General features: G+C 37.9%; 34 protein-coding genes. 29 read left to right on the top strand and 5 right to left on the bottom strand.

Going from position 1 to position 24,434, the window contains the following annotated elements; all coding sequences use genetic code 11:
* Nucleotides 1-396: 396 nt before the first annotated feature.
* From Q1X33_RS03495 to Q1X33_RS03485, 3 genes are all read left to right on the top strand, one after another.
* Nucleotides 397-657 carry a hypothetical protein gene (locus Q1X33_RS03495; protein WP_213357283.1) on the top strand — a complete coding sequence of 87 codons (261 nt, stop codon included), beginning with the start codon at nucleotides 397-399 and terminating at the stop codon, nucleotides 655-657.
* Between the two features lie 22 nt (nucleotides 658-679).
* Nucleotides 680-835: a hypothetical protein gene (locus Q1X33_RS03490; protein WP_249641318.1), complete on the top strand. Its 156-nt coding sequence runs from the start codon at nucleotides 680-682 to the stop codon at nucleotides 833-835.
* A 330-nt stretch (nucleotides 836-1,165) separates the two neighbouring features.
* Nucleotides 1,166-1,519 (top strand): nucleotidyltransferase family protein, encoded by a 354-nt coding sequence (locus tag Q1X33_RS03485; RefSeq protein WP_060792970.1) that lies wholly within the window; start codon nucleotides 1,166-1,168, stop codon nucleotides 1,517-1,519.
* 574 nt (nucleotides 1,520-2,093) lie between these two features.
* Here Q1X33_RS03485 and Q1X33_RS03480 read toward each other — a convergent pair.
* Entirely contained in the window at nucleotides 2,094-2,180 is an 87-nt protein-coding gene (locus tag Q1X33_RS03480) for a type I toxin-antitoxin system Fst family toxin (RefSeq protein WP_115224856.1), read from the bottom strand.
* Nucleotides 2,181-2,301: 121 nt separating this feature from the next.
* On the opposite strand from Q1X33_RS03480, the gene Q1X33_RS03475 reads away from it, so the two are divergent.
* The 3 genes from Q1X33_RS03475 (at nucleotide 2,302) to Q1X33_RS03465 (ending at nucleotide 3,596) form a co-directional block, all read left to right on the top strand.
* A complete protein-coding gene (locus Q1X33_RS03475; protein ID WP_005225230.1) occupies nucleotides 2,302-2,535 on the top strand; it encodes a hypothetical protein in 234 nt (77 codons plus the stop codon).
* Between the two features lie 312 nt (nucleotides 2,536-2,847).
* Complete coding sequence (locus Q1X33_RS03470; protein ID WP_249641317.1) at nucleotides 2,848-3,222, top strand: hypothetical protein; 375 nt, start codon at nucleotides 2,848-2,850, stop codon at nucleotides 3,220-3,222.
* A 26-nt stretch (nucleotides 3,223-3,248) separates the two neighbouring features.
* Complete coding sequence (locus Q1X33_RS03465) at nucleotides 3,249-3,596, top strand: hypothetical protein (RefSeq protein ID WP_213357269.1); 348 nt, start codon at nucleotides 3,249-3,251, stop codon at nucleotides 3,594-3,596.
* Between the two features lie 115 nt (nucleotides 3,597-3,711).
* Here Q1X33_RS03465 and Q1X33_RS03460 read toward each other — a convergent pair whose 3' ends face one another.
* From Q1X33_RS03460 to Q1X33_RS03450, 3 genes are read right to left on the bottom strand one after another with little or no spacing between them, the layout of a single operon-like run.
* Nucleotides 3,712-3,888, bottom strand: a complete 177-nt coding sequence (locus tag Q1X33_RS03460) for a hypothetical protein (protein ID WP_010748115.1) — start codon at nucleotides 3,886-3,888, stop codon at nucleotides 3,712-3,714.
* Nucleotides 3,889-3,938: 50 nt separating this feature from the next.
* Nucleotides 3,939-4,388 carry a hypothetical protein gene (locus Q1X33_RS03455; RefSeq protein WP_229078527.1) on the bottom strand — a complete coding sequence of 150 codons (450 nt, stop codon included), beginning with the start codon at nucleotides 4,386-4,388 and terminating at the stop codon, nucleotides 3,939-3,941.
* A 21-nt stretch (nucleotides 4,389-4,409) separates the two neighbouring features.
* Nucleotides 4,410-4,856, bottom strand: a complete 447-nt coding sequence (locus tag Q1X33_RS03450; RefSeq protein ID WP_010748117.1) for a hypothetical protein — start codon at nucleotides 4,854-4,856, stop codon at nucleotides 4,410-4,412.
* Nucleotides 4,857-5,101: 245 nt separating this feature from the next.
* Here Q1X33_RS03450 and Q1X33_RS16655 point away from each other — a divergent pair, with 245 nt between their 5' ends.
* From Q1X33_RS16655 to Q1X33_RS03390, 14 genes are all read left to right on the top strand, one after another.
* Nucleotides 5,102-5,314 (top strand): ChbG/HpnK family deacetylase, encoded by a 213-nt coding sequence (locus tag Q1X33_RS16655; RefSeq protein WP_213357281.1) that lies wholly within the window; start codon nucleotides 5,102-5,104, stop codon nucleotides 5,312-5,314.
* Nucleotides 5,315-5,515: 201 nt separating this feature from the next.
* Nucleotides 5,516-6,064: a hypothetical protein gene (locus Q1X33_RS03445; RefSeq protein WP_225582131.1), complete on the top strand. Its 549-nt coding sequence runs from the start codon at nucleotides 5,516-5,518 to the stop codon at nucleotides 6,062-6,064.
* A gap of 16 nt (nucleotides 6,065-6,080) precedes the next feature.
* A complete protein-coding gene (locus Q1X33_RS03440; RefSeq protein ID WP_002314345.1) occupies nucleotides 6,081-6,272 on the top strand; it encodes a hypothetical protein in 192 nt (63 codons plus the stop codon).
* Between the two features lie 795 nt (nucleotides 6,273-7,067).
* On the top strand, nucleotides 7,068-7,427 hold the full coding sequence (locus tag Q1X33_RS03435; RefSeq protein WP_225582132.1) for a transcriptional regulator: 360 nt from the start codon (nucleotides 7,068-7,070) through the stop codon (nucleotides 7,425-7,427).
* A gap of 346 nt (nucleotides 7,428-7,773) precedes the next feature.
* Nucleotides 7,774-7,917, top strand: a complete 144-nt coding sequence (locus tag Q1X33_RS03430; protein WP_221928441.1) for a putative holin-like toxin — start codon at nucleotides 7,774-7,776, stop codon at nucleotides 7,915-7,917.
* 426 nt (nucleotides 7,918-8,343) lie between these two features.
* Nucleotides 8,344-8,436: a hypothetical protein gene (locus Q1X33_RS16650; RefSeq protein WP_139016457.1), complete on the top strand. Its 93-nt coding sequence runs from the start codon at nucleotides 8,344-8,346 to the stop codon at nucleotides 8,434-8,436.
* 236 nt (nucleotides 8,437-8,672) lie between these two features.
* On the top strand, nucleotides 8,673-9,089 hold the full coding sequence (locus Q1X33_RS03425) for a DUF2599 domain-containing protein (RefSeq protein ID WP_347246531.1): 417 nt from the start codon (nucleotides 8,673-8,675) through the stop codon (nucleotides 9,087-9,089).
* Nucleotides 9,089-9,514, top strand: a complete 426-nt coding sequence (locus Q1X33_RS03420; RefSeq protein WP_118214683.1) for a thioredoxin family protein — start codon at nucleotides 9,089-9,091, stop codon at nucleotides 9,512-9,514. The genes Q1X33_RS03425 and Q1X33_RS03420 overlap by 1 nt, the downstream gene beginning before the upstream one ends.
* Before the next feature lie 647 nt (nucleotides 9,515-10,161).
* Entirely contained in the window at nucleotides 10,162-10,476 is a 315-nt protein-coding gene (locus tag Q1X33_RS03415) for a helix-turn-helix transcriptional regulator (protein ID WP_005225242.1), read from the top strand.
* 13 nt (nucleotides 10,477-10,489) lie between these two features.
* Complete coding sequence (arsB, locus tag Q1X33_RS03410) at nucleotides 10,490-11,569, top strand: ACR3 family arsenite efflux transporter (RefSeq protein WP_118214687.1); 1,080 nt, start codon at nucleotides 10,490-10,492, stop codon at nucleotides 11,567-11,569.
* Between the two features lie 17 nt (nucleotides 11,570-11,586).
* Complete coding sequence (locus Q1X33_RS03405) at nucleotides 11,587-13,254, top strand: FAD-dependent oxidoreductase (protein ID WP_301969551.1); 1,668 nt, start codon at nucleotides 11,587-11,589, stop codon at nucleotides 13,252-13,254.
* Between the two features lie 121 nt (nucleotides 13,255-13,375).
* Complete coding sequence (locus tag Q1X33_RS03400; protein ID WP_225582134.1) at nucleotides 13,376-13,732, top strand: hypothetical protein; 357 nt, start codon at nucleotides 13,376-13,378, stop codon at nucleotides 13,730-13,732.
* A 413-nt stretch (nucleotides 13,733-14,145) separates the two neighbouring features.
* A complete protein-coding gene (locus Q1X33_RS03395; protein WP_301969550.1) occupies nucleotides 14,146-15,054 on the top strand; it encodes an IS982-like element ISEfm1 family transposase in 909 nt (302 codons plus the stop codon).
* Between the two features lie 55 nt (nucleotides 15,055-15,109).
* Nucleotides 15,110-15,607 carry a GNAT family N-acetyltransferase gene (locus Q1X33_RS03390; RefSeq protein ID WP_002295755.1) on the top strand — a complete coding sequence of 166 codons (498 nt, stop codon included), beginning with the start codon at nucleotides 15,110-15,112 and terminating at the stop codon, nucleotides 15,605-15,607.
* 36 nt (nucleotides 15,608-15,643) lie between these two features.
* Here Q1X33_RS03390 and Q1X33_RS03385 read toward each other — a convergent pair whose 3' ends face one another.
* Entirely contained in the window at nucleotides 15,644-16,327 is a 684-nt protein-coding gene (locus Q1X33_RS03385; protein ID WP_213357278.1) for a PHP domain-containing protein, read from the bottom strand.
* Between the two features lie 306 nt (nucleotides 16,328-16,633).
* On the opposite strand from Q1X33_RS03385, the gene Q1X33_RS03380 reads away from it, so the two are divergent.
* From Q1X33_RS03380 to Q1X33_RS03340, 9 genes are all read left to right on the top strand, one after another.
* Entirely contained in the window at nucleotides 16,634-17,386 is a 753-nt protein-coding gene (locus Q1X33_RS03380; protein WP_003125416.1) for an amino acid ABC transporter permease, read from the top strand.
* A 35-nt stretch (nucleotides 17,387-17,421) separates the two neighbouring features.
* Nucleotides 17,422-18,234, top strand: coding sequence for a transporter substrate-binding domain-containing protein (locus Q1X33_RS03375; RefSeq protein ID WP_081117244.1), 813 nt, complete (start codon nucleotides 17,422-17,424; stop codon nucleotides 18,232-18,234).
* Nucleotides 18,235-18,246: 12 nt separating this feature from the next.
* Nucleotides 18,247-18,957 (top strand): amino acid ABC transporter permease, encoded by a 711-nt coding sequence (locus Q1X33_RS03370; RefSeq protein WP_021150492.1) that lies wholly within the window; start codon nucleotides 18,247-18,249, stop codon nucleotides 18,955-18,957.
* A complete protein-coding gene (locus tag Q1X33_RS03365) occupies nucleotides 18,954-19,700 on the top strand; it encodes an amino acid ABC transporter ATP-binding protein (RefSeq protein ID WP_054114517.1) in 747 nt (248 codons plus the stop codon). Before Q1X33_RS03370 ends, Q1X33_RS03365 begins: the two co-directional genes overlap by 4 nt.
* Nucleotides 19,701-19,723: 23 nt before the next feature.
* Nucleotides 19,724-20,944: a PLP-dependent aminotransferase family protein gene (locus Q1X33_RS03360; RefSeq protein WP_005470347.1), complete on the top strand. Its 1,221-nt coding sequence runs from the start codon at nucleotides 19,724-19,726 to the stop codon at nucleotides 20,942-20,944.
* Between the two features lie 12 nt (nucleotides 20,945-20,956).
* On the top strand, nucleotides 20,957-21,928 hold the full coding sequence (locus Q1X33_RS03355; RefSeq protein ID WP_118214693.1) for an NAD(P)-dependent oxidoreductase: 972 nt from the start codon (nucleotides 20,957-20,959) through the stop codon (nucleotides 21,926-21,928).
* A 25-nt stretch (nucleotides 21,929-21,953) separates the two neighbouring features.
* On the top strand, nucleotides 21,954-22,706 hold the full coding sequence (locus Q1X33_RS03350) for an amino acid ABC transporter ATP-binding protein (protein WP_060792673.1): 753 nt from the start codon (nucleotides 21,954-21,956) through the stop codon (nucleotides 22,704-22,706).
* A gap of 14 nt (nucleotides 22,707-22,720) precedes the next feature.
* Nucleotides 22,721-23,893 carry an MFS transporter gene (locus Q1X33_RS03345; RefSeq protein WP_213357277.1) on the top strand — a complete coding sequence of 391 codons (1,173 nt, stop codon included), beginning with the start codon at nucleotides 22,721-22,723 and terminating at the stop codon, nucleotides 23,891-23,893.
* A 92-nt stretch (nucleotides 23,894-23,985) separates the two neighbouring features.
* Nucleotides 23,986-24,432, top strand: a complete 447-nt coding sequence (locus Q1X33_RS03340; protein ID WP_005470356.1) for an Lrp/AsnC family transcriptional regulator — start codon at nucleotides 23,986-23,988, stop codon at nucleotides 24,430-24,432.
* Nucleotides 24,433-24,434 lie beyond the last annotated feature (2 nt).

The raw sequence follows: 24,434 nt of genomic DNA, 5'->3' as shown, positions 1-24,434 counted from the left end.
ACTAAATTTTATCATAAAAAAAATGATTCCTATAAGTTAGACTAAGAATCTAACTTTTGGGGATCGGTTCAAAAAGTCTAGTTTCTTTATAAATTCATGAAATTATCAAATTCTAAAAATTCATTATATCCGAGAATGATTGAGGAAGAGAACAAATCTCTTGTCGAAGAAATAAAAAATGCACGAGAAAAAATTGCTTCTTTCACTGAAGAAAAAGAATATCAAGTCGGAGAGTAGTTAGCAAAAACGTAAGATTCAATCACCACTTTGGAGAATACGATTGAATCATTTAAAGGGAACATTTCAGATAATCAAACCAAAATTTCTGATATCGAAAAGACGATTCAGTTGATTGAATCGAAAATTGACGAACTCAAAAAAGGTGTGTGAGATAACATGTCAAAGAAACGAATTCCGGTATTTTTAGACACGGAACATGAAGATGCTTTGAAAGAATTAAAAACCTATCTGCCCGTTGACGTGGATATTAAAGATAGTCCGATGATTCGATATGCGCTGCTTGAATTACTTAATCGGGTGAGAAAAGAAATAAATTTCGAAAAAAAAAGTATTGGATTCTTTGTCTTTATTAGAGATTATGACCAATGCAAAATTGGAGCAAGATCATACCAAAATACAAGACTTTTTTTCTTCTGATGTTTATCAAGAAGCAGTCACAATGAGTAAGAAAGTTGTTCGAAATAAGAACTATCGCTTTAAAAACAGGAAGGACGAATCAAAGAAAGAAGAAAAGAAAAAGGTCAAATCTGTTCAAGAAGATGTCAAAAAAGAACGTGATTTTAATGATATTGTTTCCCAATATTTACCAAAATAATTGAGGGTTGATGGTGGCACCTAGGTGGCACTTTTTACAAAAAGTACCACCTAGGTGCCATCGGTAGTGGTATCTGGGTGCCACTAAAAAAGCCGCAATGATATCACTTTGAAATCTCTTAAAACCCAATAGGCACAGCCTATTTTCCACCTTCTAACTAGAAGGTGGGGGTATCTACCTTATGCTCTTTCCCTTTTTTTGATCTAAAAGAAGCAATCGATTTACCTGTTCCTTCCCTTTTTTATCAATATTTTTTCCTAAACGGTGAGTATAATTGTCGCTTTTCATTTTTATTTTAATATTCAAATTGAAGACAAGGAGTTCGGTTATTTGATTTATACAATTAGTGACATTCAAAAATTATGTACACCAATATTTTTAGAATGGAAAATAAAAAAAGCTTTTCTGTTTGGGTCATACGCTCGAAACGAAGCAACAGAAACCAGTGATTTAGATATTTTAATCGACGGTGAGGGGTCTTTGCTCCAAAATATATTTGATGTGATTCGGTTAAAAAGTAAATTAAGTAGCGCATTAAAAAAAGAGATCGACCTTATTACACTACGTGCAATCAACGCAGAAACAAACCAAAAAAGAAACCCACTTCTCAAAGAAAATATAGAAGCAGATTGTGTAATGATTTATGATTTTAAAACGAGCGACTCATTTAAAGTAAAGGGTTGAAGCGCAGATACCATTGATCAATTTTTACAAAACTTTTGATTAGTTAGAGAGAAAAAACTTTGCAAAATAGTTTACTTTCGTTATGATAAAAAAGAGAAATGGCGTACAGCGTTTGCTGTGCAGACGCTGTAGGATTTTTGCGCTAGCAAAAAATCCTTGTAGCCTTTCTGGTGTCACTTCAGCTTGCTGTGAGAGCAGAAGTGACCGTGAACCCCCATTTACTAATAGGGGGGTTAGGAAACGACTTCCTACATGTAACGAGGTCAGAAAAACCTTAGTGCTGCAAGGGATTGAGCATTTTTAAAGTTGGTTACATTTTTGACCGATAAAAGTTGAGAATGTAACCAACTTTTTTAGACAGAAAATCGCAAATAGTTTTAATGTAAAAAAACGATCGGTACTGATTGCTGCATTTTGATTTTTTCAAAATTTCTTGCTATAATAAATGTGCGAAGCGATATTAAAGAACAAGCATGTTTACACCAAAAAGCCCTCCTACTGCGAATAGGAGGGCTTTTTTTGCGCTGTTGCGACTCCAGCGTTGGGGCCAGAAGGCAACTGCTTCGACTATCGGCTAATCGTCTAGCCAGCGATCAACTAGTAAGAGTACTAGACCCACGAATAGTGGAGCGATAATCAGCGATATTAAAGTTTCTAGCATATTTACACCCCCTCACGGGGCAGTTGCCATTAACGAGTATAACATGAACAATTCAAGTGATCAGTTGTTTCTTTATTTTCTATTGTCTTTATAATAATCCATAAAAAGAGGAGTTGATCTTGTGCACGGTGCAGAGGATTCTCGGCTAACCTATGAACTTTCCCGCTACTTGACCAATACAGAATGGGATCGAATCGAACGAACCAAAAAAATTTATGAAAGGATCAAGAGTGAGGAAGAACTGAACCAACTCAGTAAATCCACAAAAATCCCTTTCGACCATTTACGGCTGATCATGCAAGGTGAGATCATAGCGGACGACTATATACTAAAATTACTAGAAGAAAACATGTAGTTTTCTTACTACATGTTCCTCTACTTTGATTGCTGCATTCAATCGGTTTCGCTTGGCAAAGCGAATTCATGTATACTAAAAGAAAAACAAACGAGGTGGCACCCTTGTGACAACGGACAGATAACCAAAACAAATGTTGACAGTAAAAGAACTTGCTGAACTTTTTGGTATCAGCAGACAAGCTATGAGGAAACATGCTGACAACCTAGAACCAACGTACCTTGCCAAAAACAGCCAAGGGTATAAGACAGTTCTGTGGTCGGGAGTGTTGCACCTTGCTGACAAGCTAGGACGTGGCTAGGACGCGCTGAGTTGCTTGAAGCGTTCGAAATTCCTGACGTAGCAAGCTCTGACAGTATAGAAACGAAGTTGTTTGCACAGTTGCAACAAAAGGATGCACAAATTGATCAGCTACAGTCGTTATTAGCCCAACAACAAAAACTTCTTGATCAGCAACAACAACTAACTTTGCAAGCGAACAAACAAATACTGTTTCTGACGTCGCAGGAACACTTCTCAGAAGATTTAAACAAAGAATGCAACAATGATACCAAAAATTTTAAAACGTCTCAAAGTGGTTATGAGACCCCCTCAGAACATAAGGGGAAATTTACTCCTGAAAATGAAGTCGTGCGACTGAAACAAGAAGGACAGAAGAAGTGGTGGCACTTTTTCCGTGAAACCTAAGATAGCGTTGAAAGGATGAATTGTGTATGTCGTTTTCAGCTTACGTTGACAGCTATCCTGTGACTGCGTATATCGTAGGTCACCTTGGTTTATCAGTGGGTGATTTTTGTCGACAGTATGAATTCGATCCCACAATCGTCACGGGCGTCACGGGGTGGCGAACAGCGAATCGTTCCGTTTTCTCCTTGCCTGCTGACTTTGTGGAATGCCTGGCTATTACGTCCGACAAAACAGCGGATCAAGTCCGCTACATTTTACGCTTGTTAGAAAAGCAACATTTCGCTTATCTTGCGACGAGTCCAGTTTGGAACATAACACCGTTCCAACTCGTCCCCCCGATTTCTTCACAAAAGACCCAAAGAGAAGAAGCTTGATTTACCGACGTTTTAGGCTCCCAACATAGCTAGACCAATTGAAAATCACAAAGAACGCCCGTCAATCGTTTGATTGACGGGCGTCTTGTGTTAACTAATATTTAAACTAACTGAGTTAATCCAAAAGTGTTATTGTTGCGATTGCTGTTTTCAATATGATTAAGTGCTTTTTTGTTGTTTCAACTTCTACTCTCATAGAATCTTCAAAAATATTTATTACTGTACCTCTAATATTTTCTATTTTATCGTTTAAAAATAGAATGTCTACTTGTGAGCCTAATAATACTTTCATTTCTAAATACCTCTTATTTCCTTTCAAGAATCACTTTTTTAGATGGCATATTACCATGTATTATAAACTCGAATATGATCCAGAACTTCCTCTGTCGTGCTTACTTGCTTGATATAAATTGCATACCCACTTACCCATTCATAACCATTTCGAACATTTAAAGCCTTATAGCGCTTATTATAATAGTCCCCAACTGCTGCTCCTGTAGCAATTTTATGCTTTCTATAAGCTGCAGATAGAACATCCACTCTGTAAGCACGTGTGCGATTAAAAACTGGTATAGGATCTTCAACAGTATATTTATATACAGATCCAACTTCTTCTGTCGAGTAACCATATTCTTCTAAAATCGAGCTAATTGTTTCTAAGTCTTCAACTTTTTCTAAAACTACCGTTTCGTTGTCAATAGTAGCAACCTTCGTTTCTGAAGCTTCAACATTTTTAGAAAACAATACGCCCAAAGACAAAACTACTCCCAATAAAAACAAATATTTCTTCATGCACAACACTTCAAACTATTGCTAATTTTGATTGATTTGATTCCACTTATCTTTCGCATTAGTAAAAACATATTTAACAACTTTTATATCTTCACTAGAAACTGTTTTTCCAGTTGTTTCGTCTATAACGTTAAAACTCGAATCCATGTGTACCGTTTCACTGATATTTCCGCTTTTTGTCCATGTCACTTGAAAATCATTGTCATTTCCATCGTAATCAACTAATACGCCATTTTCATAATCTGTAGCTGTAATAGGAAGACTGGCTGGCACTTCGAATATATTTTCAGTATTAAGTTCAACAACAGAATACCCAATATCATTTTCATTGGTAGTATACGTTCTCCCAGTTTTTTCCCATGTTGAAACTTGGGAATACAAATCAGAGAGTTTATTGTTTTGAACTGTAGCAAGTCCTGTAACTCCCCCACTCAATACCACAAAAAACAAAATAACTACAATCACCATTTTTTTGAGCACTTCATATTTTTCTTATCTTCTCCTTTCTTTCGAATTTCTTACTCGAACATTTAATATTTTGAAAAGTTTAAATATTGTGAAAATTATATCGAATCAATATATTTATATCAAATAAATTTATCGAACAAGCAAGTGGACTATAAATCCGTCCACTTGCTTGTTCTTGTTAAGGATACATCGGAATGGGACTATCTGAAGTGGTTTCCAATGACTGAAGCCAGTCAAATTCTTCGCTGATTGAGGTAAATGGACTCTTCCCTCCCAGATTTGGACTGCCAGGGGGGCAAATCGATCAAGCTGAAGTGATAAAAGAGTTTGATGCCCAACTGGACTATTTAACTAGGCTTGGCTTAACTATAAGCTACTTTGATACGCATATGCTGCTCGAACTGTATTATCCGGAATTAATCCCGATTTTCCGTGAGTGGACGAATCAAAAAGGCTGATTAATCATCTTGACTGGTACGATCTGAGACAAGACCTAGTACCTCACAGCGTTCCTACTGTAGAAACCGGTTTAAAGCTTTGGATAGATTGGCTGAGTGAACGAACGGAAGACTATCGGTTTACGTTGATGCATCCAATGCTGCCTAGTCGTGAGGAATTGTCATTTACCAATAGTCGTTCATCTATTTATTGATTATGATATGTTGGTTGAATTACTGAATACCATGAAAGACAATGGCCATTTTGAAGAATTCAAACAGCTGGCAAAAGAGGAAGATATTTTCAAGAAAGCTACTTATGGTGAGGGAGATCCTAACAAAGAGAAAAAATCATTTTACGAGGGCCGAATGTACGGGCCGGATGGCATATATTATCGATTAGGAAACAGTATCCTCCAAGAACTGAAAAAGGAAAATGATTCTTCCCAACAAGACAACCCTTTCCGTCCGTCTTCGCTATCAGGTAAACAAAACCCTAACAAAGAAATATACAATAGAATGAAACAGGAGTACTTCAAGGGGAAAGAAACGAATGAAAGTCGATCACCGCCAAAGCGAAATCCAAATGAGCGAATCAAACCATTTAAGGAATCATTCAAGTATCGTCGGTCGGTCACAAATCAAGTCAAACACCTAGAACGGGTGACGAGCAATGAATTTGATCAATTCAAAAATAAAGTAGCTTTTGAAAAGCTGCAGCGTGAAATCGAACAAGCAAAAATGAGTCAAGAGTCAGACCTATTCAATTAGGAGAAAGAGGAAAGTCATGGAAAATTATTACTTTATCAATAGCGTGGATCCAGAGAACCAAATGATGCGTATTCAAGAAGTGGGTGCTGGCGAAATGAGTGCGCAACAGGTACGTATCACGAAAGAGGATGCCGATGTTTATTCTTTAATGTTGGATGAAGCAACGCAAGAAGGGGAGCCGTTGATCGTTCAGCTGGATCTAAAATAAAGTCAAAATCAGCCGTAGAAAAATTTTTTTCGACCAGTACAAATAAAAACCGATTTTCTTTTTTTAGAAAGTCGGCTTTTAATAACGAAGCTAATTTAGTTGAAGTAGTTGCTCAATAATCGAAGAGCTGCCTGGTAAAAATAAAAGTAGACTACCTATGACTAACAAGATCCCTAAAACAAAACAGGCTATTACGAATTTGGTTGATCTAGATACTTCTTTATTTGAAACACTTATGATCAACAAAGTTATACCGACAGCTAACGTTAAAAAATACCAAAATCCCATTGTTATCGCCCACTTTCTTTGAATAGTTTTTACTTTCAAACTGTTTAATAAATTTTATCATAGACAAGAAGAACTAATCCTTGTACAAGAAAAATATATGTAAAGTTTAAACTTTCTTATACTAAATAAACTAAGTATTTAGAAAATTGATCGTAAACCACCTTCAAGGAAACTGATAGAACAATTTAAAAATTGTTAGAGTTACTTTCAATTAGTAAATAGCAGAATAAAAAAAATAAGATCGGCGAAAGCCGGTCTTTTTTTGGAGGGAAATTTGATGGAAGAATAGGACAATAATCGACAAGAAATAGACAATAGTCGATTAGCAAGAGCAAAAAGAAAGTTGGAACGTCTGAAGAGAGACTACAGTGCGCAAATTTCAAGAGTCTTTGACCATCAAGCACAAACAAACGGTCAGCCGAGCTGGTCTATCAAGTAAACGAGGGCGAACATCAAAGAAAAAAGTCTCTCGAACAGTGACTACTTTAATATGAAAAGAGGAAAAACGTGCGATTATTTGATGTTCACCAATTTGAATTACCTGAAAAAGAGGTGATTGATTGGGATAAAACCAAAAGAGAGATCGGATCGATGTTCTCTAGTTATCTTGTTTCAAGAGAAAGGATGGGATTGACGAGGATGTCGCCGATACATTCAACGTATTCGCTCTTAGACCAAGATATACCAGAAATCAAACACTCTAGCTTTGTTCAAGAAAATCAGCAGTTCAAACAAGAGTTTCTTTATTTTCACCACTTATTTTCTTTGGGTCTGACGGCCATTAGCCATCCATATAAACCAGAAATCACCGATCGGAGACGAAAGATTTTTTTGATGCGTTTTGTCTACGGATTATCAATCATGTGAGCGATCGGATCCATTATCAGAAAAATGTGATCGTCGATGATTCTCAATCCAGCTTACTGCAGTTTGCGAATGCTTTGTCTATTTTAGCTTTAAAAGAACAAGAGATCTCTGCCTGATGTTGGTACTTTTTTCTATTGATCACTTCGGGTTGTGTCCACAACACGGTTTCTGAAGGAGCGATGGTGGTAGCTGGAGCGACTGAAGGAACAAGCTTATTGGCTTAAATAATGTTGATAAAAAAACGCTAAAAACCTTGATAAATATAGGTTTTCAGCGTGGGTTATGGTATAATATGAGTACAGTAAAGTTTGTGACGGTGGCTATCTTTTGGAAGGTGGTGATGCTTATGAAAGTAAGTGTTCACTCTTTAGAAAGGAGAAGCTTTTTGTCTGTAGCTGAAGCATTAGGGCTAATGATTAGTTTCGGTTCTTTAATCGCAACGATCATCTTTGGCATCCTAACAGCAGTGAAAAATGACAAAAAAAAATAACCGTCTACTTTAGCAGGTCACGGTTATTTTCGTTTAAATAATAGTACTGCCACCGTCTTAAACGGTGCTGTAGGGGAGTTGTTCGCGCAACTCCTCTTTACATATTTAGTATAGCAAGATTTCAGTGAAATATCAACCTTTTGCTCTACAGACGTGCCTTGCACGTCTATTTTTTGGCCCTCTTAAGTGGTGGAGGCGGCTGGAACATGGAGGGCAAAAAAGATCACTTTTCTTTCTTAAAAAAGGTCTAATTGCCACCATTGTTCCGAAATATAAACAACCATTTTCTCGTTATTCTTAATCCATCAGGTACTTGAAACACCTTTCATACGCATGAAGAAACTGAGTGAACAATGAAAAATGGTACAACAGAAAATAAGGGCACCTTTTTAGATCTTTTCAGGAATCGGAGGATTTCGTTTAGGGATGGACCAAGGTGGCTACCGATGTGTTGGGTATTGTGAGATCGATGGCCATGTCAGAAAAAGTTATCAATCAATTTTTGACAAAAAACAGTAGGTAGAAATGCATGATATCACAAAACTTTCAGATGAATTTATTCAAGGAATAAAAGGTTTTTCAGATACTATTTGAAATGGTATATTTTTAAAAAAGGAGGATTTTAAATGAAAAAAGTTATTTGGTCAATGCTTATTTTAGGTTCTGTTATTGGTAGCACATCAATCGTATCAGCAGATTCTATCTCTAATAGTGAGGACACCGTGGAACTATCTCCTAAGTAGGAACAAGTTCAAATAGCAGTCGAAAACAATGATGTATTATCGGAGGTTTCATGGGCTTTAGATTATACACAACCTGTACAAATTCAAGCATTAGCAAAAGCGGTAAGTGATTACAGTCATTCAGATTATTTTTCTTCGGTAAAATGGATCACTAGAGATGGTAAAGTATCTTTGAGTATAACTCCTAAGGCTATATTAACCAAAAACCTTCCTTCAGGAAATGGAGGAGCTGCACATATTGGTAACGCTTGGAACAAATTATTGCCTAAACATAAAAATGATAAGAATTGGAAAAACACAAATGGTATGCTAGATCAATATTTGTGTCATGCACAATGGGCCAGTGGTATGAAAACTCCATGGAATATTGAGCCGTGGAGACCAGATGTTAGCTATGCTGCTACTGTTGCAAAGGCATGTAATCCTTAATGAGAATAGTAATTAAAGTTATTTCAAGTATTTTTGCTTTGATCTCGATTTTGCTTGTATTATTTTTGTTTAAAAATCAGTTGACCTCTGGATCAGTATTTTCATATAGTTATTATGAAAAAGAAATCTCTGCAAAAACTTCAGTGACTACTAAATCAGATATTAATAACTTTGACTATGTACTATTTACAAGAGAATCTTGTCCGTATTGCAATGCATTTGCTCCTAAACTATTTTTATCTTCTCAATATGAAGATAAAAAATTCTTGATTATAGATACGGACACAAAAGAAACTAATCCTTCTACTTTATGGTATATTAATGAGTTAGAGATAACCGAAGTTCCAACTACAGTAAATATGAAAACTAAAGAGCGCTTATCTTATACCGATCAAATTGGTAGCATAAATAATTTTTTAGAATAGAGGTTGATTTGATGTTAGAAAATATCGTTTTTTTTCTTACTGTTGTCCCATTTTTGCTACAAGTGTTTTTGTTACTTATAGTCTATAAAAAGGATAATAATCGAGAAAAATATAAAAATTACTTACTTTATATAATTACTATATTGAATATCATTTCAGTTCTTGCATTTTCTGTAATGCAAGGATACCTTGTAGATGCATACGTAATTGAATCAACATACGTAATGTTCGTCCCTGCAGTCCTAACAGGAATCGCTGCTTTAATTACATTTATAAAGATCTAATTAGAAAGAGGACAATTATTGTTCTCTTTTTTGTTAGGATAGGGTGCTCTTGATATTGTCGATTTATTGTGCCGCTAAGACAAAAATAGATGAGAATAATATGGTTTTCTATTTTCAAGTTTAATACAAAAGGGTCAGAAACTTAAGGGTTTATGAGCTCTCTTTGATTGCTATAACTATAAAAGAGTTCAAGATAGAATATTCTTTAACAGTTTTTCTATGCTAAATTAACCTACAGTGAGAGTACTAACTATGCTATTAATTCCTATTTACTTAGAAATTATGAGTAAACAACTTGACCTTATATAGATGGTTGTCTATATTACATATATAGACAACCATCTATATAAGGAGGGTCGAAAAATGAATTATGAATCTCTTTCATTAGTATTAAAATCTCTAGCGAATCCAAATCGTATGAAAATAGTAGATGTGCTTTCTTGCGGTAGTTTGTGTGCATGTGATTTACTTGAATATTTTGATTTTACGCAGCCTACACTTTCTCATCATATGAAAGTACTTGAAAAAGCGGGTGTCGTTTGTGTAAGTAAAAAAGGGCAATGGCACCATTATTCATTGAGGGAAGAATTTGTTGTAGAATTTATGGAATCTATTCAACAATTACTTGTAAATAATGAAGATAACTGTGTATGCAAAGTAAAAGAAGAATCTAAGTAGGAGGAAAGTAAAAATGAAATCAAAAGTTAAAGCTGAAGGGTTAGGCTTTTTTGAAAAGTATTTAACTCTATGGGTAATTTTGTGTATGATAATCGGAATATTGATTGGACAGTTTGCTCCAGCTATCCCTGATACATTAAGTCAATTTGAGTATTTTCAGGTCTCAATTCCAACGGCTATTTTGATATGGTTGATGATTTATCCTATGATGTTAAAAATTGATTTTACCAGTATTGTTCGTGCTGCTAAAAAACCTAAGGGATTAGTTATCACGTGCGTTACTAATTGGCTTATTAAACCGTTTACGATGTATGGCATTTCAGCACTCTTTTTTTATGTGATTTTCCAACAATTGATTCCAATAGAACTAGCAAAAGAATACGTCGCTGGTGCGGTTATTCTAGGAGCTGCACCATGTACAGCGATGGTTTTTGTGTGGAGCTACCTAACAAAAGGTGACTCTGCCTATACTTTGGTTCAAGTCGCAATCAACGATTTAATTATCCTAGTATTATTTGCACCTATTGTTGCTTTTTTGCTAGGCGTTGATAATGTAAGTGTCCCTTTAGCCACTTTATTACTGTCAACTGTTCTATTTGTAGTTGTCCCACTGTTTTTAGGCTTCATTACTCGAGTGTTGATCATAAAAAAAAGAGGTTTAACCTATTTTGAAAATGTCTTCTTGAAGAAATTTGATTCAGTGACGATTATTGGTTTATTACTAACTCTGATCATTATTTTCTCCTTCCAAGGTGAAAGAATTATTTCCAATCCATTGCATATTTTATTGATCGCAATTCCTTTAACGATTCAAACGATTTTAATATTTACAATTGCTTATAGTTTGTCAAGATTTTGGAAGTTGCCACACAATATTGCTTCTCCTGCTGGAATGATAGGAGCAAGTAACTTTTTTGAGTTGGCAGTAGCGGTATCAATATCACTTTTTGGATTACAGTCGGGAGCAACTTTAGCAACAGTCGTAGGCGTACTTGTGGAAGTGCCAGTTATGTTAATTTTAGTTAAGGTTTCTAATAAAACAAAAGACTGGTTCATAAATCCGGAATCTTTGAGTGAAATCAAGAACGTATAAAGGATAGGTGTGGAGAAATGAAAATCATCATTATTGGATCTGTCGCTGCTGGAACAAGTGTCGCTGCAAAAGCAAGAAGAAATACTGAAGATGCAGAGATTGTTTTGTATGATAAAGATATGGATGTGTCTTACGCAGTTTGTGGGATTCCATATGCAGTGGGGGGAGAAGTGGAAAACTTTGATGAACTGACGCCTCGTAATGCTGAATGGTTTAAAAAAAGGTACGACGTAGATATTCATACCTCTCATGAAATAACTCTGGTTGACTATGATAAAAAATTGGTGCACGGAATCAGTCTAATTACAAAAAAATCATTTACCAATAATTTTGATGTTTTAGTGTTGGCCACAGGATCGGTTTATAATACCCCAGAAATATTTGTTAATAGACATTTTGAGAATGTTTTTCAGGTGAAAAATATTTCGAGTGGGAAAAGTATCAAGAAGTTTGTAGATGAAAACGAGCCAAAAAAAGCAGTTGTCATTGGTGCTGGATATATTGGTTTAGAAATGGCCGAGCAGTTACAGAGACTAGGTCTTGAGGTCTCGTTACTTCAACGAAGTAAATATCCCATGTCCCATTTAGACTGGGACATGTCTTCAAGAATCATTAATGAAATGAAAAGGAAAAACATTGCCTTTTTCCCTGAAGAAACCGTCAGAAAAGTTAACGGTGATGGTAGTCTGAAGTCTATTGAAACGGCTAAAGGAACTATCTTTTCGGCAGATATTTTTGTATTAGCTACCGGAGTAAAGCCGAACACCGCATTAGCAAAATCCATGGGAATTAAATTAGGAATTACCGGAGCTATAGAAGTAAACGATAAGTTAGAAACCAATTTTCCAAATGTTTATGCTGTAGGTGATGTTGCAGAAAGTTTTGATCGCATAACTAGGCGACCAATTTATCGACCTTTAGCTTCAACAGCCAATAAAATGGGAAGGATCGCAGGAGATGTTATTACAGGTGGCAATCTACGACACAAGGGAATCTTAGGAACTGGTATTTTACGATTCTTTGATTTAACAATTGCTCAAACTGGTCTCACAGAAAAAGATGCTTTAGCAAATAATATAGCTATTACTACTTTATATAATATTAAACCTAATAAGCCGGACTATATGAATGGTAAAGAAATGGTGATCAAAGCAATCGCAAATAAAGAAAATGGGAAGATACTTGGGGCTCAAATCATAGGTTATGATGGGGTAGATAAGCGGATCGATGTGCTTGCTACTGCTATTTCATTTGGCGCAACTGCTGAAGATTTATTTCACTTGGATTTAGCATATGCTCCACCTTTTTCTACAACAAAAGATCCCATTCATTATACTGGGATGGCTTTGAACAACGATATAAATAATGATACCCCGTTAATGACCCCTATAGAGCTATTGAGAAGAATTGATGGCGGCGAAAAATTACAAATTATTGATACCAGATCAAGAAAACAGTTTGAAACTTCGAAAGTTGAGGGAGCAATTCACATACCTTTAGCTGAGTTAAGAGATCGATATGAGGAATTGGATAAAGAATGTGTGACAGTAACTTATTGTAATAAAGGCGTTACTGGAAATGCAGCACAAAATATTTTACTGAACAAAGGATTTAAACAAGTTTATAATTTATCCGGAGGAAATAAAAACTATCAAGAAGTTTGTGAAACGATACAAAAATTATGATAGAATTCTAAATATTGGAATAATTAGGAAGAAACTTATTTTGAGGTTTGATGTAACATTTGTATTTTTTTTCAAGCTTCATTTTTTTATATATTATGGACTATTAGAGGTGAAATTGAAGATGGTAGATTTAACTAAAATTGAATACCGAGTTTTGATTTCATTATATGAATGCGAGGGAGGGATAACAAAACGTAACTTTGTAAAAAAATACCCAGAATTTAAGCTGAATACAGCTTATTTAGTTATTGATCGGCTAGTAGACAAAGGGTACTTAGAAATGAATTACTCAAAAAAAACTGAATTATCAGAAAAATTGTTTAGTCCAATTAAATCAATAACTGACTTCTATTCTGATATGTTTGGTATTTGCGCTGTTGATCGTACGATGAAAAAAGTAATACGTGAACTAACTGATTATAGTCAAACAAGTTTTATTCTAGATAAAATAAGAGAAGAAAAAAGATATGCAAAATAAATTTATATAGTTGGAATGAAAAGGTAAAATCTCATACTTATAGTCTTAGTATACAGTCAAAAAGAAATGGAGAAATGTCTATGGGACTTTTACATTTGCTTTATGTAATATTGTATTCAATTATAGTAATTAGCTTACTTATTTCCTATGATTTATTTGTAAAAAATTTTAAGAAACTCCATTTACGATATTCTTTTAAAATAATTATTGGTTTAATATTATTTGTATCGCAAATGTATTTTACACTCTCAGATTTTCCACCAACACTAAATATTATAGAACCTAAAAAATTAAAGTATTTTACCCGTGGTGCTAGTTAATTTTTTCCTAGAGGAAAATGTCTAAACATGTTGGTAAATCAACAAAAAAACGCATATAGTAGTCTCAAAACTCCCAAGAAATGAGGACTACATATGCGTTCATCAAAATATACTGAACATTATACAGATACTTTTATAACATTCAAGGAAATTATGAGAACTGTTTCTAACATATACCACAATTGTGTACCAGATAAGATTAAAAACCGAAGAAATACTGATCAACTGAAGCAACGCGATACAGTGATTATTGCTTGTGTTATATGGGGCATAATTAATGGCTATACTAGCCAAAGAGCCACGTATAGAGTGGTTTGTTCCGTCTTATTTCCTAATGGTGACTTTCCTAGTAGGAGTCGATTCACTCGCTTAAGTTCAAACTTAGCTTACACTATCAAGATTATTCGATACTTTTTCATCAAGAAGCTCACCAAAAGTGAACTAGTCGGAATTATAGATAGTTTTCCTAGTCCATTATGTAAACCAGTTAGAAATAGACAAGCAAAACTATTGAATCAAATAGCCAAAGTTGGCTATAACTCAACAAAAAAATCTTATTTTTATGGTCTTAAAATTCATATGATCGTTACTAAGACTGGCTTTCCGATTACTTACTCAATCACGAATCCAGGTGTCCATGACGTGAAAGTGTTAGAGACTTTATCGGAAGAAGCGAATCTTCCCAATATCCTAGGGGACAAAGGATATATTAGCCATAAAATCCATGAAAAGCTTGCCCTTAAGGGCATTACTATATCCGTTCCGCCACGTAAAAACATGGATAAATCAGAAAAACTAGACCACAGCTTACTTGGAAAACAAAGAAAAACAGTTGAGTCTGTTTTTTCTTCCTTAGAAAAATTAGGTTGTCAAAATTTCAACTCACTTTCTGTTAAAGGGCTAGAGAGTAGATTTGAAAGCATATTACTGGCTTACAGTGTTCTATTAAGTCGAGCACAACGACGTTTTGAAGGAACTTTGAGATATTCTTTAGGATATTAAAATTAACTAGCACCACGGGTGATTTATAGTATACTATGTCAAAAGGAGGAGTTAGATGAACAATCAAATCACACTAGCGTATTTAGATTATGATGATCTAGATGCTTTACAAGTTGTAAGTGTTGTCAGTTTTTATGAATCGTTTATCGATGGCGCAGATCCACTTGATATGCAAGGATATTTACAGACACAATTGACAACTGAAATATTGGCAGTAGAATTGGCACAGTCAACCAGTAAATTTATTGGTATTAAGGATCATCAAATACTCATTGGTTATATGAAAGTCAATGATGAAAAAGATGCTATAGAGATTCAACGGCTCTATCTGCTCAAAGATTATCAAAACAAAGGGTTAGGGCAACGGTTACTCGATGAAGCGAATCGTTATGCTAAAACGAAACAAAAACGTTATTTACGTTTGACTGTTTATGAAAAAAATCATGCAGGTATTCGTTTTTATGAACGTCATGGATTTAAAAAAATCGGGATCAAACATTTTCCTTTAGGAAAACAAGATCGTATTTGTCCGATTTTAGAAAAAGAAATCTAAAAAAACGTCCTCACTTTTGATGCTGAGGACGTTTTTTTAGACTGGTAATGGAACCATAATTCGCTTTCCTTTTTGATAAATCGCTAATTCCGTCACACCTTTTGCTTTTAACAGAGCAAAAAGATCATCGAAATGGAAACGGAAATGTTCAAGGTAATGCCCATCTGATCCAACACTAAACAAGGTACCACCACGTGAAAGATATAAATCGATGACATATTCATATAACGCTAAATTGTCATACAAGTAAGCGCTCTTAGCATTTAATTCGAATGCCAATTTATTTTTGATTACTTGATCTAGAATCGTTAAAAACTGCGCTTCATATTGTTTAAATTCAGCAACGGATAGACCAAATACCCGAAAACCATAGTCAAAATGAGCAAAGACATCTGCTTCTATAACAACTAGTGCTTCTGAAAGTTGTGCAAAATACTGAGGAATCACAATAGCAGGATCCATATCTTTGACTTCGTCATCTAAATAATCAAATTGACCATTATGATGCACACTGAGTAATTTTAAATCGTAATCTTTATCGGCTAAATAGTCGATGATCCGATCCTTTTCAGAAGCGATGTAACCGATTTCGATGCCTTTTAAAACACGATTGCCAAAACGCTTATTTAAGCTATCGATTGTTTGACTGTACATTTCATAATCGGGGATATCATCGACTTTAGTAACAGGATTGGCTAAGTCAAAATGTTCAGTTGTCACGACGTAACCATCGTAGTTTGTTAAATAGTCCTCATTTCTTGGGAGTTTTGAGACTACTGTATGCGTTTTTTTGTTGATTTACCAACATGTTTAGACATTTTCCTCTAGGAAAAAATTAACTAGCACCACGGGTAGTATTTTATATTCTTATATTAAAAAGAAAGATGCCGTTTGCATCTTTCTTTTTTTAGTTAAAAGGGAGAATTTATAAAATTAATGAAGTTTTAGTAATGAATCTATTGAAAAATTTTTTTCCATTAGTAATATTGTCTAATAATCAGAATATTCAGAAAAAGGAGGGGCAATATGTCGGAATTTTTTCAGTGGAAATTAGTTTGGGAATATTTTCCAAAGGTTTTAAGTGCTTTGCCGGTTACGTTGATGATAGTAGCAGTGGCGTCGATTACAGGATTGCTTTTAGGGATTTTACTTGCATTTATTCGTGTCGAAAAAGTGCCATTTCTGAGTCAACTGGCGGCAGTCTTCGTTTCATTTATTCGAGGCACACCGATATTGGTTCAACTGTATGTTGTGTATTATGGTGTACCCGCCTTATTACAAATGATTCAAATCGATGTTTCCTCATGGAATAAAATTATTTTCATCTATATCACCTACGGATTAAATACTGCTGCCTTTCAGTCTGAAACTTTCCGGGCTGCGATTCTAAGTGTACCGGTCACACAGAAGGAAGCGAGTATTGCTTGCGGATTGACGAAAACACAAATGTATCGACAAGTGATTTTACCGCAAGTTGTCCGTGTCGCATTACCTGCATTTGGTACAACTACGATTGCACTGCTGCAAGACACATCGCTGGCTTTTACCATTGGGGTAGTGGATGTTGTCGGCAAAGCGCGAGCGATAGGCGCAGTGACCTTCCATACACTTGAAGGCTATGTCGGTGCGGCGATCTTGTTTATTACCTTAAGCTTCCTCTTAGAACGTGTTTTCACCGGTCTGGAACGTCGGATGAGTTTTTCGAAAACAAAACAACAAACAGCAAAAGTACCACTGATATCATGGACCAAAAAACAGCAAAAAATCAAAACAACATAGGAAAATTTTGGGTAGAGGGAAAGGGAGGAATTCAAATGAAAAAAACGATTTTAGGTGCAATTACATTGGTGACACTTTTTGTTTTAGGGGCTTGCGGAAGCAGTTCTGCCGACACTGCAAGCAGTGGAGCAAGTGATGCAACAGAAATCAAGGTGGGTACTGGGAATGAAGCATTGCCATATGCTTATTTAGACGAAAATGGTGAATATGATGGCTATGATGTCGCCGTCGTTAAAGCAATCGACGAAAAATTACTTGATTATACCTTTACCTTTGAAGGAGCGGATTTCCCAACGACGTTATCAAATTTAGAAAGCAATAAAGTCCAGATGGCTGCCTATGAATATGAAGTCAATGATGAACGGAAAGAAAAATTCGTCTATGGGGATGTTGGGTATGTGGTCTGGGATACGTATATTGTCTCTGATCCAGATGCCGGTACGGTCTACGATAGCTTCGAAGATTTAGCAGGAAAAAAAGTCTATGTGACGACTGCTACTAACCAAGCAGCAATGGCTGAGGCTTATCTGGCAGAAAATCCCGATGCTTTTGAATTGGTTTATGGGGAATACAACAACGAGCAAATCGTACAAGCAGTCACTTCAGGTGCGGTCGATGCAACGTTAGCACCAGAATATCAAGTCGATAATTGGAACAATTCATTTAGTGAAAATCTAGAGATCGGCAGCGAACCAGTCCACAACTCAGATGCCTACTTATTGTTCAACAAAGAAGCTGACCAAGACTTTATTGATGCGGTCAATACAGCATTAGAGGAATTGAAAGCAGATGGAACGATCAAAGAATTATCAGAAAAATATCTAGATGGGGATTACGTCCCAGAATAGGGAGGAATGGCGATGAGTTTTCAATTGTCTATTATGATCGAAGCGCTGAAAACAGCAAGTCATTATATTGGTACGACGCTTTTTATGGCGTTGACCGCACTAGTCATTGGCGCGGTGGTTGGGTTGATCATCGCCTTGATTCGTCTGTATAGGATCAAGATCCTCGCACCAGTGCTGCAAGTGATTGTCACGGTCTTAAAAGGGGTCCCAGTGGTTTTAGTGATTTTAGCGTTATATCTTATTTCTGCTAAACAGTTTGATATTTGGGCGGAGTCGATGCATTGGACTTTGCGATTTAAAGATTTCAACATGGTTTGGATAGCGATCGCCGCCTTGAGTTTAATGTCTGCTATCAATAGCAGCGAGATTTTCAGGGGCGCATTTGCGGCAGTCAAAAAAGGGCAGTTCGATGCAGCCAAATCGATCGGCATGACGAACTTACAAGTCATCCGTCGTGTGCTGCTCCCGCAAGCCTGGCCGATTTCATTGCCCATGTTCAGTAATTTGCTGATCTCGTTGGTTAAAGCGTCGGCCTTAGCTTCCATGGTCAGTGTTGTCGATGTTTTTGCGGCAGCTAAAATCACGGCCCAGCAAAATTATCGGTTTTTAGAAGCGTATGTGGCTGTTGCGATCATTTATTGGCTGATTAGTTTGGTCATCGAAAAAGGGGCACAATTACTGGAAAATCGGCTGTTGCGCAAACTAAGGAGGGCCGCATTATGATGAAAGTAACGGATATCCATAAGCGATTCGGCAAACAAGAAGTGTTAAAAGGGATTGATCTTGATGTCGCTAAAGGCGAAGTAGTCGTCTTATTGGGGCCTTCCGGTTCGGGAAAAACGACCTTCTTGCGTTGTCTCAATTTTTTGGAACGAGCAGATCAAGGTGTGATTCAATTGGGAGAAACCACCACCACATTGCACAAAGCAAGTAAAAAAGAAATATTGACCCATCAACGGCAAACAGCGATGGTTTTCCAAAATTATGCCTTGTTTCAAAATAAAACAGCCAAAGAAAATATCATGATGCCATTGATCGTGACCAAAAAACAAAGCAAAGAAGCTGCCCTGCGAACAGCAGAGGCTTTGTTGGATCAAGTCGGTTTGTCTGAACGACAAGATTTTTATCCTAGCCAACTGTCAGGTGGACAACAACAGCGTATCGGGATCGCCCGTGCGTTGGCGTTGAATCCTAAGGTCATCTTGTTTGATGAACCTACCTCGGCATTGGACCCGGAACTAGTGGGACAGACATTGGCGCTGCTCAGAGAAATTGCGGAAGCCGGTGCGACCATGGTATTGGTGACCCATGAAATGAAATTCGCGTATGAAGTAGCAGACAAAGTCGTTTTCATGGAGAATGGACATATTGTTGAACAAGGCACACCGCAACAAGTATTCGAGGAAACCAAAGAAGAACGAACCAAAGCCTTTTTAGCCCGCTTTACCACACAGCTGGCCGGCTAACAACTATGCAGGGAGGAAATAGAATGGCCTATCAATTCGCACAACGTATCATGACATTAGAAGCATCTCCATTAAGAGAGAATGCAAAAAAAAATATGGAGTCTGCAGCAGCTATTTCCTTTGCTTACGGATTTCCACCGACAGAAGCATTTCCAATGGCTACATTGAAAGAGATCTCGCAAAAATTATATAACGAAGCGGACCCAGAGTCTTTCTTGCAGTATGGGGCATCAGAGGGGTATCCGCGCTTACGGACCTTGATCAAAGAACGTTTGCGTCAATTGTCAAATATCGATAACGAAGAGGAGGTGCTGGTGGTTTCGGGCTCGACCCAAGCCATGGATTTGGCGGTAAAAGTCTTTTGTAATGAAGGCGATGTGGTGTTATGCGAGGAGCAAACATTTTCCGGTGCGGTGAATGCTATCAAAGGATATGGGGCGATACCAGTGCCGGTACCGATGGATCTTGCAGCAGAATCAATGGATCTTGACGCTTTAGAAACAATCCTCAAAACAGACGCAAGAGTGAAAATGTTGTATCTGATCCCCACTTTCCAAAACCCTTTAGGCACATCAATGCCATTGGAAAAACGTAAAGCCATTTATGCATTGGCATGTCAATATGATGTGCTGATTTTTGAAGACGATCCTTACGGTGAGTTGTTGTATGAAGGTACACCGATCCCTAAGATGAAAACATTAGATACCGAAGGACGAATCATTTATGCGGGATCTTTTTCAAAAATTTTGGCACCCAGCAGCCGGATTGGTTTTATGATGGCTGCTGGTCCTGCAATGGAAAAATTGATTTTGGCCAAGCAATCCGCCGATTCCCACACCAATTTTTATTGGCAAGTGGTATTGGCCGAATATATGGATCATCATGATTTCGAAGGTCATGTGGCCCAATTGACCTTGTTGTATCAAGAGAAATATGCCCGCATGCTGCAAGCATTACAGGCACTGCCAACGGATAAGCTTACCTTTATCAAACCAACAGGCGGCTATTTTATCACCTGTTTCCTATCGACTGAGATGGACGCAGAGCGGTTCTATGATTACCTTGATGAGGCGAAAGTTGCGGTCATTCCAGGCAATATCATGAGTGTTGCGGGAAAAGGCTATGAGCATTCATTTCGGCTGAATTTTACGAAGCCGACATTGGCACAGATCGATCAAGGGATCGCTTTATTAGGTGATGCGTTGGAATACGCTATGCCGCCAGCATATGAAGGGGTCATTTAGGAGGTGTTGCCAATGAAATTGATTTATTACGGGGTAAGTGAAGAGGAAATTGCTTATATCGAACGGTGGCAATTTATCCACAAAACACCAGTGACGATCGTAATGGAGGGCTTGTCTTGGGAGAATATCCATTTGGCAGCAGGGCACGACGGCATCTGTTTGTATCCTAGTCTGGCTATGCAGCAAGATGAGTCCCTGTACCAACGCTTGCATATTTTAGGGATGAAGCAGTTATCGATCAAATCAACGGGGGTCGACGGTGTTCGTTTTGACTGGGCGCAAAAGCATCAGTTGACGGTCACCAATGTCCCTTCTTATAGCCCAACATCGGTGGGCCATTACACTGTGATGTCGATCTTGATGGTTTTACGCAATATTCCAGCAATGATCAAAGGAAAACTTGATCGACGGTCTGTGATTGGTCGGGAGCTACAAGACGTAACAGTCGGTTTGTTAGGCACTGGTCGAATCGGTGCTCTAGTCGCAGAAGCGATTTATCATATGGGGGGACATGTGATTGCCACTAGTAGGAGTGAAAATCCTCGGTTGAAGGGGATTGTCGAATATGTGTCCTTTGAGACCTTGATTGCTGCATCGGACGTCTTGTCGATCCATATCCCGCTGACAAAAGCATCAGAAGGGCTATTTTCGGCCTCTGTTTTTGCACAGATGAAGCCTGGCAGTTGTCTGGTCAATACGGCACGTGGGGGAATCGTTGATACGGATGCGTTGATTGCCGCACTCGCGCAAGGGCGTTTGTCTGGTGCTGTATTAGACGCTATCGCCAATGAAGAACGGTATTTTTCAGTTGGGTGGGATCAAAATCCTTATTATCAACAGCTGAATCAACTGCCAAATGTGCTTTTGACCCCGCATATTGCGTATTATACCCAATTGGCTGTACAAGAAATTGCAGAAACAGCTTTGAACAATGCAAGAGATATTTTGCTAGAAGGACAATCTGCCAATACGATCGCGCTTTGAGCGATAGAAAAGAAAGGGTGGGAGTATGCTGCAAGCAGAAATCAAAGGATTGAAGAAGTCTTTCGATAAACAAGTCATCTTAAAAAATGTTGGCTTACAAATTGAACGTGGGGAAGTTGTATGCATCATTGGTCCTAGCGGCTCTGGAAAAACGACCTTTTTGCGTTGCTTGAATTTGTTGGAGCAGCCTGATGCGGGGAGTTATTCTATCGGTGACTTCCAGTATGATCTCGCACATATTGGCAAAACCCAACGATTGGAGATTGCCCGCAAAACAGCGATGGTCTTTCAATCCTATGAGCTGTTCAGCCACATGAATGTGTTGCAAAATGTGGCGGAAGGACTACGCACACCACGGCGTTTCCCAAAAAAACTGGCAGAAAAAGCAGCGTTATCTGCCTTAGAAAAAGTGGGTTTGGCAGATAAAGCTATGATGTATCCTAGTCAACTGTCTGGCGGACAGCAACAACGTGTAGGTATCGCCAGAGCGATGGCTTTGACGCCAGAATTATTACTGTTTGATGAACCCACTTCAGCGCTCGATCCAGAACTTGTCGGTGATGTCCTAAATGTCATGAAGCAACTGGCTGATAGTGGGCAAACGATGATCATCGTGACGCATGAAATGCAATTTGCACAAGAAGTCGCGGATAAAGTGATATTCATGGCGGATGGTGTGGTGGTAGAAGCGGGAACACCAGAAGAAATTTTTGAGGATCCGCAAGAAGAATGTACACAGCAATTTTTGACACAAGTACGTTTTCAATTAGCTGTATAGAAGCGAGGCACAATATGGAAAAGGTGAACAGCTCTAGTCGGCTTTGGTCGAAAGATTTTTACTTAGTGATGGTGGTCACGGTACTAGCAATGACAGCCATCACGACCCAAATGGGGACTATGCCGTTATATGTTGCTTCTTTAGGTGGTTCTAAAGCAGTATCCGGCGCCATTGTAGGTGTCTTGGGGCTATCTGCTTTGTTTTGCCGTTTGCCAATCGGTGTGGCATTGGATCGATATGGACGCAAAGTCTTGCTTTGTATGGGATTAGCCATTCTGTTGATTGATTTTAGTTTATTGAATCTGCTGCAGGGGCTATTGATGCTTTTTTGTCTGCGCATCTTGCAAGGGGTGGGCAATAGTTTGCAAGCGACAGCAGCAGCGACGATGGCAGTTGATACGATTCCTGAAGGCAAATTAGCAGTCGGATTGGGGTATTTCATTATCGCCCAGGCTGTGCCGAGTGCCATCGGCCCGTTGATAGGACTTGCTGTTGTAGAAAATTATGGATTTCCTGTACTTTTTCGGATGGCTGCCTTGTTGAGCGGAACAGCTTTTTTGTTGAGTTTCTTTTTGAAAGAACAGCCCTTTTCACGGAGGAATACGCACTCTGGCGAAGCGAAATCATCGTTACGAGAACTGCTTCGCATCAAAGCGGTTGTGTTTCCTAGCGGTATCCTTTTTTTGATATGCTTTGCCAATTCTGGCGTGGTGGCGTTTATTGCACAATATGCCCTTGAACGTGAGATTATCGGCGCAGGCTATTATTTTACGGTCATGTCGATCATGACGGTCACAACACGGGTCGTATTTCCACGTTTGCTCGCCAAAATCCAAACGGCTACATTGATTTATGGCAGTTTATTATTGATTTTGGTTTCTTTTTGTCTGTTGCCATTTACGACACAGCTCAGTAGCTTGCTTCTGGCCGCGAGTTGTTATGGTGTCGGTTATGCCGGCTTATTGCCTGTGATGAATACGATTGTATTAGAATCGGTGTCTGAGGCGCAGCGAGGGCAAGGGACAGCGGTATTTTCAGCAGCCTTAGATGTAGCTTATGGAGGTGGGGCTTTTTTGTGGGGAATCATCGCCAGTCTTTTTGGCTTTGACATGATGTTTTTTGGGTGTGGTCTGTTTGCTTGTGGGGCGATGATTGTTTATCGCTATTTCCAATTATCTCAGCGTTGATGTTAGGAAATTTAACATAGGATGTAATCTGCAACTTGCGCTTCTGTTGTTTTCTCGATAAACTGAGAAAATAATGAGAACGGGGGATGATTATGGATAACTTAGACCGCAAGATACTGAACATCATGCAGCAAAATGCCCGAGTCACTGTCAAACAGATCGCAGAGCAATGCTTTATTTCATCGCCATCTGTTTCTGTGCGGGTACAAAACCTTGAAACCCTTGGGTATATCCGTTCTTATCAGGCACTGATCGACTACCAAAAACTTGGTTATCTGATCAAAGCGTATGTCCATTGCGCAGTGAATGCCAAAGATAAAGAAGCCTTCTATGCCTATATCGCAGACATCCCAAATGTGATCGAGTGTGACTGTATCACTGGAGATTATTCTATGCTCTTGAAGGTTTATTTTAGTGATACGGTCGTCTTGGATCGGTTTATCACAGATTTGCAATTTTATGGGGATACCAAAACCCACATTGTATTTTCAACGAATGTCGGACCACGAGGGTTGCAAGTGCCAGTCGATGACCAGTGACC

Origin of the sequence: Enterococcus sp. B2E4 (assembly GCF_030499455.1) — a bacterium.
GTDB lineage: Bacteria > Bacillota > Bacilli > Lactobacillales > Enterococcaceae > Enterococcus_D > Enterococcus_D casseliflavus.
This window is presented reverse-complemented; position numbering and strand designations above follow the sequence as displayed.